Origin of the sequence: Enterococcus sp. DIV0183 (genome assembly GCF_050541505.1) — a bacterium.
In the GTDB taxonomy this organism is placed as follows: Bacteria; Bacillota; Bacilli; order Lactobacillales; family Enterococcaceae; genus Enterococcus; species Enterococcus faecalis.
Window position 1 is genome coordinate 2,640,392 of the sequence record NZ_CP172932.1, and the last position, 14,891, is coordinate 2,655,282.

Sequence of the window (14,891 nt, forward strand, 5' to 3'; positions counted from 1 at the left end):
CAAATGCAAAAATCACCACTTGAAATGCATTCGACATTTCAAGTGGTGATTTTTTAACTTAAGCCAAGTTTTTCTTTAAATTCTTTGACGTATGAACGGCTAACAGGTACTTTTGAGCCGTTGGTTAAAATTACTTGCAACGTGTTATTAAACCACGGCTGAATTTCTTGAATTTTTGTTCGATTCAAGATGAAACTTCGATGCGTTTTAATAAAGAGCGTGGTAGGTAATTTCTGTTCGATACTGTTGAGGGTCCCTGTCATCTTGTAGACCTGTTGATCCACAAAAATGCTCAGTTGCCGTTCTTCGACAGAAACGAGGTAAATATCTTCTGGCGCCACAAGATAAATGCGGTCTTCCCCTTGAATAGGTATTGCTTCAGATTTCGGTCCTTTTTCAGCAGTATTTTCTGGGACAGCTTGAACCATTTCTTTCGATGCTTTTTCAATGACTTGTGTTATTTTTTCTTCTTCAAAAGGTTTCAAAATATAATCTTTTGCATTCACTTGAAAGGCCTTTAACGCATATTGATCATAGGCGGTTGCAAAGACCAAGTAGGGCGCTTTTTTAAGATGGGTTAATTTTTCCGCTAAATCAAACCCGCTTTCATCGGTCAAATGAATATCTAAAAATAACAAATCTGGCTTTTGATCCATCATCTCTTCCATTGCCTCCGCTACAGAATCCGCTTCTGCAACGCTCGTCACTTGCGGATGTTGGGAAACAAGATAGCTCAATTCTTCTCGTGCTAAGGGCTCATCATCAACGATTAATACGTGCATCTAATTCCTCCTGTTCCATCGGGATTTCTAAATGAACATGGCTCCCGCCTGTCTCTAAATTTTCAATTAAAAAACAACCTTCTGATCCATAAAGGTTCGCCATTCTGCGGGACAAGTTTTCCAGTGCCGTGCCGGTGCCTTTTTCCGAAGTCACTGTCGTCTTTCCTAATAGCAAGCGGCGTTCTTCAGGAATCCCTTGCCCATTGTCATACACATCCACATGTAATTTATGTTGTTTTGCTTTGACCACTACCCGAACTTGATTGTTCTCCTTCCGGCTGCCAAATGCATGCTTGATGGTATTTTCCACTAACACCTGAATCGCATACGGCGGTACTTTTTCTGAAGCAACCGCTTCTTCCACGTCAAATGTTACTTGATAACGATTCGGAAACCGTGCTTGTTCTAATGACAAATAGGCTTTTACTTGTTCTAGTTCTTGTGAAACTGGGATCGTAGTTTGCACGGCTCCCTGCAAGTTACCTCGAAAGTATTTGCTTAATTGGAGCAATAGTTTCCGCGCTTTTTCACTGTCTTTCCGCATTAATGCGGAAATAGTATTGATGGCATTAAAGAAGAAATGCGGGTTCACTTGCGCTTGCAAGGATTTAATTTCAGCTTCTTTAAGTAATTTTGATTGTACTTCCGCTTCCCCTAATTCAATTTGTGAAGAAAAAATTGTCCCAAGACCTTCTGCTAACTGTTCCTCGACATGCGTTAACTGCGCTGGATCCGTAAAGTACATTTTTAAGGTGCCAACAATTTGCTGATGGGAAAATAATGGAATCACAATCGCCGCTTGCAACGGACAATTAGGGTCCGAACAACCAACTTCTTCTTTGGCATGCGCGATGGTCATTTGGCCCGTCCGTAACACTTCCCGAGAAAGTTCCGTGATGACTTCTAGCTCTGGAATATGATGGTCGCTTCCTGCGCCAACATGAGCTAAAATTTGATGACTGTTTGTCATGCTAATCGCACTGACTTTTGTATAATGCTTAATAATCTCCGCAACTTTTTTGCTGGAATTTTTATTGAGTCCTTCTCGAAAATATGGCAGTGTTTCCGCTGCTAATTCCAAAACATCGTGCGTCTGAACCGCTTTGGCCTGCTCTTCTTGTTTCAATGTCGTTGTTAGAATCGACATAAAAATGAACGTTCCTACGCTATTTAACAAAATCATCGGCAGCGCAATAAAACGAACCAACGTGGCCCCATCCGCTAGATCACCGCTGAAAAAGAAAATAAAAATCATCTGAATCATTTCCATGCACGCTCCGACAATGGCAGAAAAGCCGGCAGACGGAAAAACGGTTTGCTTTGCCATGCGGCTCCCTAAAAAACCGGCAATTAAGCCAACAATTAAAGAAGCAGGCACATAAAAGAAACTATGCCCTCCACCTTGAATAACCCGATGAAAGCCAGCAATTAAACCAACCGTACTGCCGACAATCGGACCACCTACTAATCCAGAAACGCCAATTACTAACGTACGCGTATTCGCAATGGAAGCATTGCTGCTTAAATAGGTTAGTAAATTATTGGGGACAATCTGATTCTTAGCGATTTCGATACCTGTAAAATTAGAAATAATAGCAAATAAACCAAAAATCAAAATCAACTGAACTTTTGAAGACATTTTTTCACGACTTAATAAAACACGCTTAAAATAAGGCACATTCACTAAAAGAAAGGCCAGTAAAATAATTAAGCCCACCCGTTCCATCATTAAAATAAATAATTCGACCACACCGGCACCTCCTTCCTATTAACTATACTATAAATCAAGGAAAAGAAAAAAATGAAGCTTCTCAAAAAAGAGGCTTCATTTTTTCTATTCATTAAAACGCAGGAATATTGGCACCTTTAGAATTTTTCTTGATGTATTCAGCAACTTCTTTTGTTGTCATCGCTTCTTTTAAAACCTTGATCTTTTCGCTATCTTTTTCGCCTTTACGTGTCACAACTTGCAATGCGTAATGTTTACTTGCTTCTTCATCTTCTAACAAAATCGCATCTTTCGTTGTTAAACCAGCAGGTTCTAAGTAGGCTGGGTAGCAGAACACCATAGCAATGTCTTTTTCATCATAGGCTTTAGCTAAATTCAGTAAATCAATGCTTTCAAAAGTGATGTTTTTAGGATTTTCCACGACATCTGCCACCGTGCCGTTAAAGCCGACACCTTCTTTTAATTTAATCACGCCGTTTGCATTTAAAATTGCTAAAGCACGACCTTCATTGGTTGGATCGCTAGGAATCCCCACTTTGGCATTTTCAGGTAAATCTTTCGCATCTTGGTATTCTTTTGAATAGAAACCACCAGCAAAATAATAAATCGGTTGCACAGCCACTAAATCAGCTTTTTTCTCTTTGTTAAACATTTCCATGAAGGGTTGATGTTGCGCAAAATTAGCATCCGCTTCGTCATGTTGCACGGCATCGTTGTAGGCAACATTGTCGCTCACTTCCATAATGTTAATTTTGTACCCTTTTTTCTCAGCTTCTTTCTTGGCAATCTCCAAGATATCTTTTGAAGATTCCAATTGCACGGCCACGGTAATCTCCTTGTCTTCTTTCTGGTCTGCTTGTTTATTTCCCCCACAGGCAGCTAAAATAACTGTTGCAATAACAGCGAATGTTGCTAAATAAAACTTCTTCATTCTTTTGTCCTCCTACTTTCTTTTGTCTAGTTTTTGGGCAATGAAGTTCCCAAGCATTTGTAAAATGAAGACCAGTGCAATCATAATCACAATGGCAACATACATAATACCGTATTCATACCGTTGATACCCGACACGAACTGCAAAATCGCCAATCCCGCCGCCACCAACAACACCCATCACCGTGGAATATGAAACCATACTCACTGTCGTGGTTGTGTAAGCAAGAACCAATCCGCTACGTGCTTCCACCAATAAAAAGTGCCAAATGTATTGGACTTTCGAGGTACCTAACGAATTAGCTAAAAAATAAATTTCTTCTGGAACATCCAACAGCACTTGTTCAACCAAGCGAGCAAAAATCGCGATCGCAACAATACTCAATGGCACAGATGAAGGAATTGGGCCAAATGCCTTTCCTAAAACAGAACGAGTGACTGGAATCAACGCAATCACAAATAATAAATAAGGAAACGAGCGAATAACAGTTACAATGAAATTTAAAACCCAATACAGCCAAGGTTGATGCCCTTTGACTTTCGGATTAGCCAAAAATAGTCCTAAGCCTAAAGGCAAGCCAACAAGCAAACAGATAGCCATCGAAATCGACATCATAATCCCTGTTTCTTTTAAACCAATCAGCATAGATGGCCAATATTCGGCAAAGGTTTCTGAAAAAGTCATGGACGCAAACTCCTTTCCACTTTTTCTAAATAGGAAAGCGGTTCTTCCTCATATTGCTGAGGATTATTCAGAAATTCGCCAATTAACTGACCTTTTTCCATCACTAAGATACGATTACATAAGCGCTTCACGGTTTCTAATTCGTGACTAACAAAGAAAATAGTCGGTCGGAATTCCTGATGCGTCTTATGTAATAGTCGAACGACACTTTCTGTATTTTCTTCATCTAATGAACTCGTTGCCTCGTCACATAATAACCATTTTGGATTACGGCTCAACGCTCGAGCAATAGAGACACGCTGTTTTTCCCCACCAGAAAGCTGAGCAGGATACGCTTCTGCCTTATGGGCCATATCAACAAACGTTAATAAACGCTCAATTTTTTCAGGCTGTTTCTCTTTTAAAAGTTTCAAAGGCAACGCAACATTATCATAAATTTTCAAATTTTCTAACAAATTGTAATGCTGAAACACCATCCCCATTTGTTGTTGCTGCTGGCGAACTTCTTTTTTAGAGAAGGTTTGAACATTTCTGCCATCAATACGAATCTCCCCTTCACTCGGTTGTTCCATTAAATTCAACAAACGTAACAACGTGGACTTGCCAGAGCCACTTTTCCCAACAATCCCAACGATTTCTCCTGGTTGGACAGAAAAGTGAATATTTTTTAACGCGTGTGTCTCTTGATAGACTTTCGACACATTCACTAACTCAATCATGATTACCTCCTAAAGGCCGACAAACAAACTATAACAACTAAAAAAACTGTATAACAATTAAAGTAATTCTGTGAAACGATTTAAAAAAACTATTACGAATTAAAAAATAACACACGTTTCGAAAAACAGCGTTATATCAGAGATGTAACTACTTACATCATCTACTAAAACAGAAAAAAAAGCAACCTTTTTATTTGTGAAAAAAACACTATCTGTTTTTTGTCTGTATTATTTTGTACAAATGAATTAAAAATTTCCTGTTTCTACAGCTATTTCCCTACGCTCCTCTAAAAAAAGACATTCTCAGAAACGAGGCATCCAAAAAGGGAAAAGCGCTCGTAACGATAATGTCTCTAATGGTTTACTTTTTAAATACAACTGTTTCTTCGACAGTAATTCTTTCAGCCAATGATTGAATCACTGGACAGTTTGGGGAGACAAGCTTCAAACACCGTGTCGCCCGTTCTTGAAAGGCTTCTGGAACAGTCACATAAAAGAGAATCGTCACCTGTTTTAATGGTTGTGCGCGTCTCTCTACTTCTCTTGAATACGTGACTTCTATTTTTTCAAACTCAAAGGGAATGTGCGAATTTTCCAAAACGGATTGATACACGTATCCCCCACAAGCGCCAATTGCCGAAACGAGCATTTGAACCGGCGAATATCCCTCTTCTTTTGCTAACACCCAGCGCGCTGTTTTCGTTTGTAATTCAAATTTTTCCACACCACGAATAATCGTCAAACGTTCTACCATTGCCATCTTCACTCCTTTTTACTCTTTCTTAAAAGATACTACAAAACAGCGCTAAAACAAACATTTCTAACTTCTCAACTTAGCAAGTCCTAAAAAAACAAAATTCTCACTTGACAAACAACGTAACACCTGATAATATACTTCCGTTCAAATCGTAACCATTACGATTTAGATTTTATAAATCCAAAAAGAAAGGAAGTGCCTTATGGCTAAAAAATCAAAAATTGCTAAAGCAAAAAAACAACAAGCAATGATTGCAAAATATGCGCCTATTCGCCAAGCCTTAAAAGAAGCTGGCGATTATGAAGGTCTTAGCAAATTGCCAAAAGATGCTCATCCAAGTCGCTTAAAACTCCGCGATCAAACAGATGGGCGCCCACGTGGCTACATGCGTAAATTTGGCATGTCTCGGATTCGTTTTCGTGAATTGGCTCACCAAGGCTTGATTCCTGGCGTCAAAAAAGCAAGCTGGTAACTCATTATTTCGATAAAGACAACTAGCGAGGACAGTCGCATTTGGGCTGACCTCGCAGCCCCCTTTATCTTTTATACGCAATTAAAAAAATCAAATTGGAGGACGGCACTATGCGCCAAACCATTACGTTAGCTTGCGCTGAAACTGGCGAGCGCCTTTACTTAACAAGTAAAAACAAACGAAATACACCAGAAAAATTACAGCTGAAAAAATATTCACCAAAACTACGGCGCCGCGCACTTTTCACTGAAGTCAAATAACAGGAGGAAAACTTGATGGGCATTCCAATCACCATTGTTTCTGGCTTTTTAGGCGCAGGAAAAACAACCTTAATTAACCATGCGCTTGCGCAGTCACCGTTTTCTAAAGAAGAAATTATTATTATTGAAAATGAATTTGGTCAAACAGGCGTTGACCACGCATTACTTTTACAAACCACGGAACGAATTATTCAATTAAATAACGGTTGCATGTGTTGCAGCTTACGAGGAGATCTTCTTGCCTATTTATCAGCAATCTTAGAAGTGTACCAAGAAGAACAACAACCCATTGCCCAAGTCATTTTAGAAACAACGGGCATTGCTGATCCGCAACCAATCATTCAAACAATTTTAACGACCCCGCATATCAAAAATCATTTCTATATAGACAGTCTCTTAACGGTCGTTGATGGGCATCATTGGCAACAGCAGCTTCAAGAAGCCGAAGCCATCAAACAAATGGCCTTAGCAGATCGCCTCTTTTTTTCTGTCAAGGAACCAGCAGACATCACTCAGCTACCAACGTTCCAAGAAACCCTTCGTACCATTAATCCTTTTGCTGATATTTTATCCTTTCAAGCCAACGAGCCTCTTTTGGCTAGTGACTTTTTTCAATTAAATAAGTTTACAGCAACACTTACAGAACACGAAATGACTCATTCCCCGCATGAGCACGCCCACGAGCATCATCACCATACCTTTCACTCCCTCACGCTAACGGCGTCCTCAGCCCTCAACAAACCTCTTTTCACTCGTTGGCTTGATTGGTTAATGTATACGCATCAGGAAAAGTTATACCGTTTCAAAGGGATTCTCGCCTTACAGGAGCATGACTTGGCCATTGCCATGCAAGGCGTCAACCAGCAAGTGGCCTTTCAAATGACGAATCAACCCCCTCAAGAAACGACAATTGTTCTGATTGGCAAAGAATTAGAGACAAAAAAAATTCAAGAAACCTTTCAAACCCTCAACAAAATAGCTACTCCGTAAATTAATTTTTTACGAAATGGAGGTCCTATATATAATGGAAAAAACTGACTTATCTAGCGCTTATCGTCGACTGAAAAGTCCCAACATCAAAACACGAAAACGCGCACTTAAAATCATTAAAGAACATAAGCGCAATAAACAAAAGAAAATTGCGTAATTCACTAAAGGAGCACACCTATGAAAAAATTTACTCTTCCCCTGTTAGCCGCATTATCGCTAATCCTTTTCGGCGCTTGCGGCAAAACAAACACCTCTGATAAAACCGCTGACGGTAAAGAAAAACTATCCATTGTCACGACTTTTTATCCTATGTACGATTTCACTAAAAATATTGTAGGCGATGAAGGAGACGTCAAATTGTTAATCCCTGCTGGTTCTGAACCACACGATTATGAACCATCCGCCAAAGATATGGCTACCATCCATGATGCGGATGTTTTCGTTTATCACAATGAAAATATGGAATCTTGGGTACCAAAAGCTGCTAAAGGCTGGAAAAAAGGAGCCCCGAACGTCATTAAAGGTACCAAAAACATGGTCTTACTTCCTGGCAGTGACGAAGACGGACACGACCATGACCACGAACATGGCGAAGAAGGCCACCACCATGAATTAGACCCGCATACTTGGGTTTCACCCCATCGTGCCATCCAAGAAGTTACAAACATCAAAGAACAATTAGTCAAACTTTACCCTAAAAAAGCCAAAACATTTGAAACAAACGCAGAAAAATACTTAACAAAATTAACAGCCTTAGACAAAGAGTTCCAAACAGCTTTGAAAGACGCTAAGCAAAAAAGTTTTGTTACCCAACATGCTGCATTTGGTTATCTTGCCTTAGATTACGGCTTAAAACAAGTGCCAATAGCTGGTTTAACACCTGAACAAGAGCCCACTGCAGGGCGTTTGGCAGAGTTGAAAAAATATGTCACAGACAATCAAATTCGCTATATTTATTTTGAAAAAAATGCCAACGATAAAATTGCTAAAACGTTAGCTGACGAAGCAAATGTTCAATTGGAGGTCCTAAACCCGCTAGAAAGTTTGACACAAAAACAAATGGACAATGGCGAAGATTATCTTTCTGTAATGAAAGAAAACTTAACTGCTTTGAAAAAAACAACAGATACAGCTGGGAAAGAGGTTCAGCCAGAAACCTCTGAAAAAACAGAAAAAACCGTGGCTAACGGCTATTTCAAAGACAGTGAGGTGGCTGAGAGAACACTGACAGATTACGCTGGAAATTGGCAATCCGTCTATCCTTTATTAAAAGATGGTACATTAGACCAAGTCTTCGATTACAAAGCGAAACTGAAAAAAGATAAAACACCAGCCGAATACAAAACCTACTATGATGCCGGCTATCAAACCGATGTCGACCACATCAACATCACTGATTCCACCATTGAATTTCTGGTCAATGGCAAACCACAAAAATTCACCTATAAAGCAGCCGGTTATAAAATTTTAAACTATGCAAAAGGCAACCGTGGCGTCCGTTTCCTTTTTGAAACAGACGATGCCAATGCTGGGCGGTTTAAATACGTCCAATTTAGCGACCACAACATTGCACCAACGAAAGCCGCTCATTTCCACATCTTCTTCGGCGGCGATAGCCAAGAAAGTCTGTTCAATGAAATGGACAACTGGCCAACGTATTATCCAAGCGACTTAAGTAAACAAGAAATTGCCCAAGAAATGATTGCGCATTAAACATTCAAAAGAGAGGAGGTAGCATTAGCTAAAATGCTACCTCCTCTCTTTTTTTATTTAGTCAAGCACACCATGTTCTGCTTCAAACGTCGCTAACAACTGGCGCACTTCATCCGTTGATTTTGTATTCATTAATTGTGCTCTTAAATCACTGGCACCTGGAAAGCCTTTGACATAAATTTTGAAGAAGCGATGCAGCCCAACGATGGAGCGAGGCACCAATTCTGCATACTTGTCTTGCAAATCCAATTGTAAACGTAGCAAGCCCAGCAATTCTTGTGGCGTATGCGTTTTGGGTTCTTTTTCAAAGGCATAAGGATTTTTAAAAATCCCCCGGCCAATCATGATGCCATCTACACCATATTGTTCTGATAATTCTAGGCCCTTTTGACGATCGGGAATATCCCCATTAATCGTAATTGTCGTTTGCGGTGCGACACAGTCCCGAATAGCCATAATTTGCGGAATGACCTCCCAATGAGCATCCACTTTGCTCATCTCTTTTCGTGTTCGCAAATGAATGGATAGATTCGCAATGTCTTGCTCTAATAAATGCGTGATCCATGCCTCCATTTCCGCCATTTCAGTAAACCCAATGCGTGTTTTGACACTAACAGGTAAGCCACCTGCTTTGGCGGCGTCAATCAATTCAGCCGCGACTTCTGGGCGCAAAATTAACCCGCTGCCTTTTCCACGCTCAGCCACGTTGGGCACAGGACAGCCCATATTTATGTCTAACCCTTGAAAGCCCATCTCCGCTACGCCGATACTCATTTCACGGAAAAATTCCGGTTTATCCCCCCATATATGTGCCACCATCGGCTGTTCATCTTCTGTAAAAACGAGGCGCCCGCGCACACTGTCTTTCCCTTCAGGATGACAATAACTATCTGAATTAGTAAACTCTGTAAAAAACACATCTGGTGCCCCAGCTTCTTTCACGACATGACGAAAGACCACATCAGTGACATCTTCCATTGGTGCTAAAACAAAAAAGGGCTTTGGCAATGTTGCCCAAAAATTCTTGCTCATCTTCATATACTCCGTTTCTGATTTTTTCTTTATTTTCAACGACAATTGTCGACATATTCTGGTGCGAAACATTGCTATTATACAGGGAAATGCACGAAGAATCAAAAAAGGCATACTTAGAAACAAGAAAACTGTCTGAATCTGCTCGCTAGAATGAGTGATTCAGACAGTGTAATCTTTTTACGGCTTAACTACGTAAACCACGCCCTGTTTCTACAAGGTACCAACAAATGCCATATAAAACGACAATAAATAAGATTAAAATGGTCATAGAAATACCAATTGGCACATCTTGAACCCCTAGGAAACCGTAGCGGAACCCAGAAATCATGTAAACAATCGGATTAACTTTCGAGACAGCTTGCCAAAATGGCGGCAACATGGAAATGGCATAGAAAACCCCACCCAAATAGGTTAAAGGCTGTAACACAAAGGTCGGCACAATCGATACATCATCATAGGATTGCGCAAAAATACCATTTAACAAACCAGCTAAAGAAAAAAGAATCGCTGTCATCAATAAAGTCATGATGACCATCAGCCAAGAAACAACGTGCAATGGCACAAAAAATAGAGAAATGATGGTGACTAACGCACCGACCAAAATACTACGACCAACGCCCCCAATCACAAATCCCCAAATAATCACATGAGTTGGAACTGGCGCCACGAGAATTTCTTCGATATTTTTCTGGAATTTTTGTGAGAAAAAGGAAGATGAAACATTGGCGTACGAACTTGTAATGGCTGACATCATAATTAAACCTGGCACGATAAATTCCATATAAGAAAAACCGCCCATGTCGCCAATTCGCCCGCCAATCATTTTCCCGAAAATCACAAAATATAAGGACGTCGTAATTACTGGCGGTACCAGTGTTTGGACCCAAATCCGTAAATAACGGTTGGTTTCCTTCACAGCTAAACTTTTTAAAGCAGTAAAATACAGACTAAACATGTTGATCCTCCCTTTGGTACGTATCCTCGGTAATCTTCAAGAAGAGCTCTTCCAAACGGTTGGACTTATTCCGCATTGACAATACTTTGATTCCTTGTTGACTTAGCTGTTCAAACAAGTGATTGACTCCTTGGTTTCGTTCCACTTCCACCGCTAACGTTAACTCGTCCTCAAATACGCTTTGATAGCCTTCAATAACTGGCGCCTGCGTATAAGGTGCTAAATCAAAAATAAACGTTTCAAATTGTAATTTTGCTAACAAGTGCTTCATGCTGGTGTTTTCAATCAATTCACCAGACTGAATAATCCCAATGTTGCGACACAACATCTCAGCTTCTTCTAAGTAATGGGTCGTCAAAATAATCGTGGTTCCCTGCGCATTTAACTCTTGTAAAAAGGCCCACATTTCACGGCGCAATTCAATATCGACACCTGCAGTTGGTTCATCTAAAATCAATAACTTCGGCTCATGCATCAGCGCGCGAGCAATCATCAAGCGACGTTTCATTCCGCCAGAAAGCATTCGCGCCCGTTCGTTCCGTTTTTCCCATAAATTGGATTGTTTTAAATACTTTTCACTCCGTTTCATGGCTTCTTTACGAGACACCCCATAATAGCCCGCTTGATTGACCACAATCTGCTGGACCGTTTCAAACGGATTGAAGTTAAACTCCTGCGGCACTAACCCAATCTGTTGCTTCGCCCGCACCATTTCCGTATCTAAATCATACCCAAAAATTTTGACTTTCCCCGAAGTCTTATTAACTAACGAGGTCACAATCCCAATCGTCGTTGATTTTCCTGCGCCATTCGGTCCCAAAAGAGCATAAAAATCGCCTTCTTCGACTGTTAAATCAATCCCCCGCAACGCTTCAACACCTGAAGCGTACACTTTGCGTAAATCTTGTATCACAAGAGCATCAGTCATTCGTAACTCTCCTTAATGTATAAATATTCATGAATATTATTGTAACACTTCTCGATAAAAACGGGGGTTATTTTGATTAAATTTCACAGTTTTGCTTAGCTATTTTTCAACAACAAACTAGCCAACGATTAACGTGTTTATTTTGACTTGAAACTGTTTAAACAGTTTCAAGAGCGTCAAAACCCTTTCAAATCAAGGATTTAGAGTTCTCTTTTTTTGGCACAGAACTTGCTTTATATAAAAGTGAGGTGAAAAGAATGAAAAGAAAATTTTTAATTGCTAGTCACGGAAACTTAGCGAAAGGCTTCCAAAGTTCCTTGGATATTCTCGCAGACAAAGGAAAAGAGCTGGCGGTCATCAATGCCTATGTGACTCCTGAGGACTACACGCCAATTATTCAAACGTTTCTTCAGTCCCTTGGCGCAGAAGAACAAGCTATTATTTTAACAGATTTATATGGTGGTAGTGTCAATCAAAAAATTGTTCAAGAAGTCATGACGACAAAACCAGACAATGTTTTTATCATTTCCAATGCCAATTTAGCCATTGCCTTGTCGCTGATTTTCTTAAAAGAAGGCGAAAAGCTAACCAAAGAAGATATTCAAGCAGCAATTGCTGAAGCACAAATTCAATTCGTTGAATTAAACCCATCAAATGAAGAAGAAAACTTTTTTTAGGAGGAAATTAAAATGATTACACAAGTACGAGTAGACGACAGATTAATTCACGGCCAAGTAGCCGTAGTTTGGACCAAAGAATTGAATGCCCCCTTATTAGTTGTAGCGAATGATGAAGCAGCCAAAAACGAAGTAATGCAAATGACGTTAAAAATGGCTGTCCCTAATGGCATGAAACTATTAATTCGCTCAGTTGATGATGCGATTGATGTCTTCAATGATCCTCGTGGCAAAGACAAACGAATTTTTGTAATTGTGAACAGTGTAGCGGATGCTACTAAAATTGCGAAAAACGTGACAGATATTGAAAGTGTGAATGTTGCCAACGCTGGCCGCTTTGATAAATCAGATCCAGCCACCAAAACAATGGTTTTCCCAAGTGTCCAATTAAACCCTGAAGAGTTAGAAGCTGCCAAAGAATTAGCCAGTTTGACTCACGTGGAAAGCTATAACCAAGTCCTGCCAACCAACTCAAAATTAAGTCTAAAACAAGCCGTCAATTAAAAGGAGGAAATGAACAATGCTTATGCACGCAACAATGGCAGCCTTAGCTGTATTTATCTGTTTTGCTGGGAATTATTTAACTGGTCAAAGTATGATGGAACGTCCCTTAGTCGTTGGATTAGTCACAGGAATTTTAATGGGCGACATGAAAACAGGGGTTCTAATGGGGGCCTCTCTGGAAGCAATTTTCTTAGGAAATGTTAATATCGGTGGTGTTATCGCAGCGGAACCTGTAACTGCGACTACTTTAGCCACAACGTTTGCAATTATTTCAAATGTCGAACAAAAAGCCGCCATGACGTTAGCCGTACCAATTGGGATGTTAGCCGCTTTCGTGGTGATGTTTTTAAAAAATGTCTTTATGAATATCTTTGCTCCTTCTCTTGACAAAGCAGCACGTGAAGGCAACCAAAAAATGGTTGTGACACTGCATTACGGAACGTGGATTATTTATTATTTAATCATCGCTTCGATTTCATTTATCGGAATTTTAGCAGGAAGCGGGCCAGTAAATCTGTTTGTTGAAAGCATTCCACAAAATTTGATGAACGGCTTAAGCGCAGCTGGCGGACTTTTACCTGCCGTTGGGTTTGCTATGTTAATGAAACTGTTATGGGATAATAAATTAGCCGTCTTTTACATTTTAGGCTTTGTTTTAACCGCATACCTACAATTACCAGCCGTTGCGGTGGCGGTTATCGGGACAGTAATTTGTGTCGTGAGTGCCCAACGGGATGTAGAATTCCGCGACATTCTAAAAAGAAAACCTGCGGCGTCTTCTGCGGTTGAAGGCAGCGCAAAAGAAATCGAAGAGGAGGACTTTTTCGCATGAAGTTAAAAGAGAATTTATCTAAAGAAGAGAAAAAAATGATGCGCTCTGTTTTCTGGCGTTCTTGGACGATGAACGCTAGCCGGACAGGAGCTACACAATACCACGCAGTGGGTGTCATGTACACTTTACTCCCAGTTATCAATCGTTTTTATAAAACCAAGGAAGAACGGGCCGAGGCATTGGTGCGTCACACCACTTGGTTCAATGCAACCATGCATATCAATAACTTCATCATGGGGCTCGTTGCTTCGATGGAAAAACAAAACAGTGAAGACGAAAATTTTGATGCTAGCTCTATTACAGCAGTTAAAGCCTCACTAATGGGGCCACTTTCAGGCATCGGTGATTCCTTCTTCTGGGGCATCTTGCGTGTCATTGCTGCCGGTATTGGGATTTCATTAGCCAGCACTGGTTCGCCATTAGGGGCGATTGTCTTCTTACTTTTATACAACGTTCCTGCGTTCCTGATTCACTATTATGCGTTGTATAGCGGCTATTCAATCGGTGAAAGTTTTATCCAAAAAATGTACGAATCAGGCGGAATGAAGATACTCACAAAAGTATCAAGTATGCTAGGCTTAATGATGATGGGCAGTATGACTGCTTCAAATGTAAAATTCAAAACGATTCTTGAAGTTTCCGTTAAAGGAAGCGAAGACGTAGTTAAAATCCAAGACTATTTGGATCAACTATTCGTCGGTATCGTACCATTAGCCGTGACGTTACTTGCTTTCTGGCTATTACGCAAAAAAGTCAATGTTAACGTGGTGATGTTTGGTATCATGTTCTTAGGCATCTTGCTAGGATTACTAGGCATCTGTTAAAATTGAAACAATAAACATTTAATTATTAAACACTTAGAGCCTGAGACAAAAATCCAAAGTGATTTTTATCTCAGGCTTAAAAGCTGATAAACGGCGGGA

General features: G+C 40.2%; 18 protein-coding genes. 9 read left to right on the plus strand and 9 right to left on the minus strand.

Annotation, left to right across the window (positions count from 1 at the left end; genetic code table 11):
- Window positions 1-53: 53 nt before the first annotated feature.
- From IGK72_RS12755 to IGK72_RS12780, 6 genes are all read right to left on the minus strand, one after another.
- Window positions 54-782, minus strand: a complete 729-nt coding sequence (locus tag IGK72_RS12755) for a LytR/AlgR family response regulator transcription factor (RefSeq protein ID WP_070416062.1) — start codon at window positions 780-782, stop codon at window positions 54-56.
- Window positions 763-2,532, minus strand: a complete 1,770-nt coding sequence (locus IGK72_RS12760) for a sensor histidine kinase (RefSeq protein WP_002367484.1) — start codon at window positions 2,530-2,532, stop codon at window positions 763-765. The genes IGK72_RS12755 and IGK72_RS12760 overlap by 20 nt, the downstream gene beginning before the upstream one ends.
- A 91-nt stretch (window positions 2,533-2,623) precedes the next feature.
- Window positions 2,624-3,442, minus strand: coding sequence for a MetQ/NlpA family ABC transporter substrate-binding protein (locus IGK72_RS12765; RefSeq protein WP_002354826.1), 819 nt, complete (start codon window positions 3,440-3,442; stop codon window positions 2,624-2,626).
- Window positions 3,443-3,454: 12 nt separating this feature from the next.
- On the minus strand, window positions 3,455-4,126 hold the full coding sequence (locus IGK72_RS12770) for a methionine ABC transporter permease (protein WP_002354825.1): 672 nt from the start codon (window positions 4,124-4,126) through the stop codon (window positions 3,455-3,457).
- The gene (locus IGK72_RS12775) at window positions 4,123-4,845 is read right to left on the minus strand and encodes a methionine ABC transporter ATP-binding protein (RefSeq protein ID WP_002354824.1); all 723 of its coding nucleotides are present in this window, start codon (window positions 4,843-4,845) and stop codon (window positions 4,123-4,125) included. The genes IGK72_RS12770 and IGK72_RS12775 overlap by 4 nt, the downstream gene beginning before the upstream one ends.
- Before the next feature lie 361 nt (window positions 4,846-5,206).
- Window positions 5,207-5,605, minus strand: a complete 399-nt coding sequence (locus tag IGK72_RS12780; RefSeq protein ID WP_002386234.1) for an OsmC family protein — start codon at window positions 5,603-5,605, stop codon at window positions 5,207-5,209.
- Between the two features lie 199 nt (window positions 5,606-5,804).
- On the opposite strand from IGK72_RS12780, the gene rpsN reads away from it, so the two are divergent.
- The 5 genes from rpsN (at window position 5,805) to IGK72_RS12805 (ending at window position 9,037) form a co-directional block, all read left to right on the plus strand.
- Window positions 5,805-6,074 (plus strand): 30S ribosomal protein S14, encoded by a 270-nt coding sequence (gene rpsN, locus IGK72_RS12785; RefSeq protein WP_002354822.1) that lies wholly within the window; start codon window positions 5,805-5,807, stop codon window positions 6,072-6,074.
- Window positions 6,075-6,184: 110 nt separating this feature from the next.
- A complete protein-coding gene (gene rpmG, locus IGK72_RS12790) occupies window positions 6,185-6,334 on the plus strand; it encodes a 50S ribosomal protein L33 (protein WP_002354818.1) in 150 nt (49 codons plus the stop codon).
- 15 nt (window positions 6,335-6,349) lie between these two features.
- The gene (locus tag IGK72_RS12795) at window positions 6,350-7,324 is read left to right on the plus strand and encodes a CobW family GTP-binding protein (protein WP_070416061.1); all 975 of its coding nucleotides are present in this window, start codon (window positions 6,350-6,352) and stop codon (window positions 7,322-7,324) included.
- 34 nt (window positions 7,325-7,358) lie between these two features.
- Window positions 7,359-7,481: a putative metal homeostasis protein gene (locus IGK72_RS12800; protein ID WP_002383181.1), complete on the plus strand. Its 123-nt coding sequence runs from the start codon at window positions 7,359-7,361 to the stop codon at window positions 7,479-7,481.
- 20 nt (window positions 7,482-7,501) lie between these two features.
- A complete protein-coding gene (locus tag IGK72_RS12805; protein ID WP_023895431.1) occupies window positions 7,502-9,037 on the plus strand; it encodes a zinc ABC transporter substrate-binding protein AdcA in 1,536 nt (511 codons plus the stop codon).
- A gap of 57 nt (window positions 9,038-9,094) precedes the next feature.
- On the opposite strand, the gene IGK72_RS12810 is transcribed toward IGK72_RS12805, so the two are convergent.
- From IGK72_RS12810 to IGK72_RS12820, 3 genes are all read right to left on the minus strand, one after another.
- The gene (locus IGK72_RS12810; protein ID WP_430608826.1) at window positions 9,095-10,069 is read right to left on the minus strand and encodes a tRNA dihydrouridine synthase; all 975 of its coding nucleotides are present in this window, start codon (window positions 10,067-10,069) and stop codon (window positions 9,095-9,097) included.
- Window positions 10,070-10,256: 187 nt separating this feature from the next.
- Window positions 10,257-11,027 carry an ABC transporter permease gene (locus IGK72_RS12815; protein ID WP_002354811.1) on the minus strand — a complete coding sequence of 257 codons (771 nt, stop codon included), beginning with the start codon at window positions 11,025-11,027 and terminating at the stop codon, window positions 10,257-10,259.
- The gene (locus IGK72_RS12820) at window positions 11,020-11,955 is read right to left on the minus strand and encodes an ABC transporter ATP-binding protein (RefSeq protein ID WP_002354809.1); all 936 of its coding nucleotides are present in this window, start codon (window positions 11,953-11,955) and stop codon (window positions 11,020-11,022) included. Before IGK72_RS12820 ends, IGK72_RS12815 begins: the two co-directional genes overlap by 8 nt.
- A 257-nt stretch (window positions 11,956-12,212) precedes the next feature.
- Here IGK72_RS12820 and IGK72_RS12825 point away from each other — a divergent pair, with 257 nt between their 5' ends.
- From IGK72_RS12825 to IGK72_RS12840, 4 genes are read left to right on the plus strand one after another with little or no spacing between them, the layout of a single operon-like run.
- The gene (locus tag IGK72_RS12825) at window positions 12,213-12,632 is read left to right on the plus strand and encodes a PTS sugar transporter subunit IIA (protein ID WP_002354802.1); all 420 of its coding nucleotides are present in this window, start codon (window positions 12,213-12,215) and stop codon (window positions 12,630-12,632) included.
- A gap of 12 nt (window positions 12,633-12,644) precedes the next feature.
- On the plus strand, window positions 12,645-13,136 hold the full coding sequence (locus IGK72_RS12830; RefSeq protein WP_002354800.1) for a PTS system mannose/fructose/N-acetylgalactosamine-transporter subunit IIB: 492 nt from the start codon (window positions 12,645-12,647) through the stop codon (window positions 13,134-13,136).
- Between the two features lie 16 nt (window positions 13,137-13,152).
- Window positions 13,153-13,968: a PTS mannose/fructose/sorbose/N-acetylgalactosamine transporter subunit IIC gene (locus IGK72_RS12835; RefSeq protein WP_002365419.1), complete on the plus strand. Its 816-nt coding sequence runs from the start codon at window positions 13,153-13,155 to the stop codon at window positions 13,966-13,968.
- Window positions 13,965-14,792 (plus strand): PTS system mannose/fructose/sorbose family transporter subunit IID, encoded by an 828-nt coding sequence (locus IGK72_RS12840; RefSeq protein WP_002360964.1) that lies wholly within the window; start codon window positions 13,965-13,967, stop codon window positions 14,790-14,792. The genes IGK72_RS12835 and IGK72_RS12840 overlap by 4 nt, the downstream gene beginning before the upstream one ends.
- The last annotated feature ends 99 nt before the right edge of the window (window positions 14,793-14,891 follow it).

Coding starts and splice junctions, on each gene's coding strand:
- IGK72_RS12755 (WP_070416062.1), bottom strand. CDS start 782: ATGCACGTATTAATCGTTGATGATGAGCCCTTAGCACGAGAAGAATTG.
- IGK72_RS12765 (WP_002354826.1), bottom strand. CDS start 3,442: ATGAAGAAGTTTTATTTAGCAACATTCGCTGTTATTGCAACAGTTATT.
- IGK72_RS12770 (WP_002354825.1), bottom strand. CDS start 4,126: ATGACTTTTTCAGAAACCTTTGCCGAATATTGGCCATCTATGCTGATT.
- IGK72_RS12775 (WP_002354824.1), bottom strand. CDS start 4,845: ATGATTGAGTTAGTGAATGTGTCGAAAGTCTATCAAGAGACACACGCG.
- IGK72_RS12780 (WP_002386234.1), bottom strand. CDS start 5,605: ATGGCAATGGTAGAACGTTTGACGATTATTCGTGGTGTGGAAAAATTT.
- rpsN (WP_002354822.1), top strand. CDS start 5,805: ATGGCTAAAAAATCAAAAATTGCTAAAGCAAAAAAACAACAAGCAATG.
- rpmG (WP_002354818.1), top strand. CDS start 6,185: ATGCGCCAAACCATTACGTTAGCTTGCGCTGAAACTGGCGAGCGCCTT.
- IGK72_RS12795 (WP_070416061.1), top strand. CDS start 6,350: ATGGGCATTCCAATCACCATTGTTTCTGGCTTTTTAGGCGCAGGAAAA.
- IGK72_RS12800 (WP_002383181.1), top strand. CDS start 7,359: ATGGAAAAAACTGACTTATCTAGCGCTTATCGTCGACTGAAAAGTCCC.
- IGK72_RS12805 (WP_023895431.1), top strand. CDS start 7,502: ATGAAAAAATTTACTCTTCCCCTGTTAGCCGCATTATCGCTAATCCTT.
- IGK72_RS12810 (WP_430608826.1), bottom strand. CDS start 10,069: ATGAGCAAGAATTTTTGGGCAACATTGCCAAAGCCCTTTTTTGTTTTA.
- IGK72_RS12815 (WP_002354811.1), bottom strand. CDS start 11,027: ATGTTTAGTCTGTATTTTACTGCTTTAAAAAGTTTAGCTGTGAAGGAA.
- IGK72_RS12820 (WP_002354809.1), bottom strand. CDS start 11,955: ATGACTGATGCTCTTGTGATACAAGATTTACGCAAAGTGTACGCTTCA.
- IGK72_RS12825 (WP_002354802.1), top strand. CDS start 12,213: ATGAAAAGAAAATTTTTAATTGCTAGTCACGGAAACTTAGCGAAAGGC.
- IGK72_RS12830 (WP_002354800.1), top strand. CDS start 12,645: ATGATTACACAAGTACGAGTAGACGACAGATTAATTCACGGCCAAGTA.
- IGK72_RS12835 (WP_002365419.1), top strand. CDS start 13,153: ATGCTTATGCACGCAACAATGGCAGCCTTAGCTGTATTTATCTGTTTT.
- IGK72_RS12840 (WP_002360964.1), top strand. CDS start 13,965: ATGAAGTTAAAAGAGAATTTATCTAAAGAAGAGAAAAAAATGATGCGC.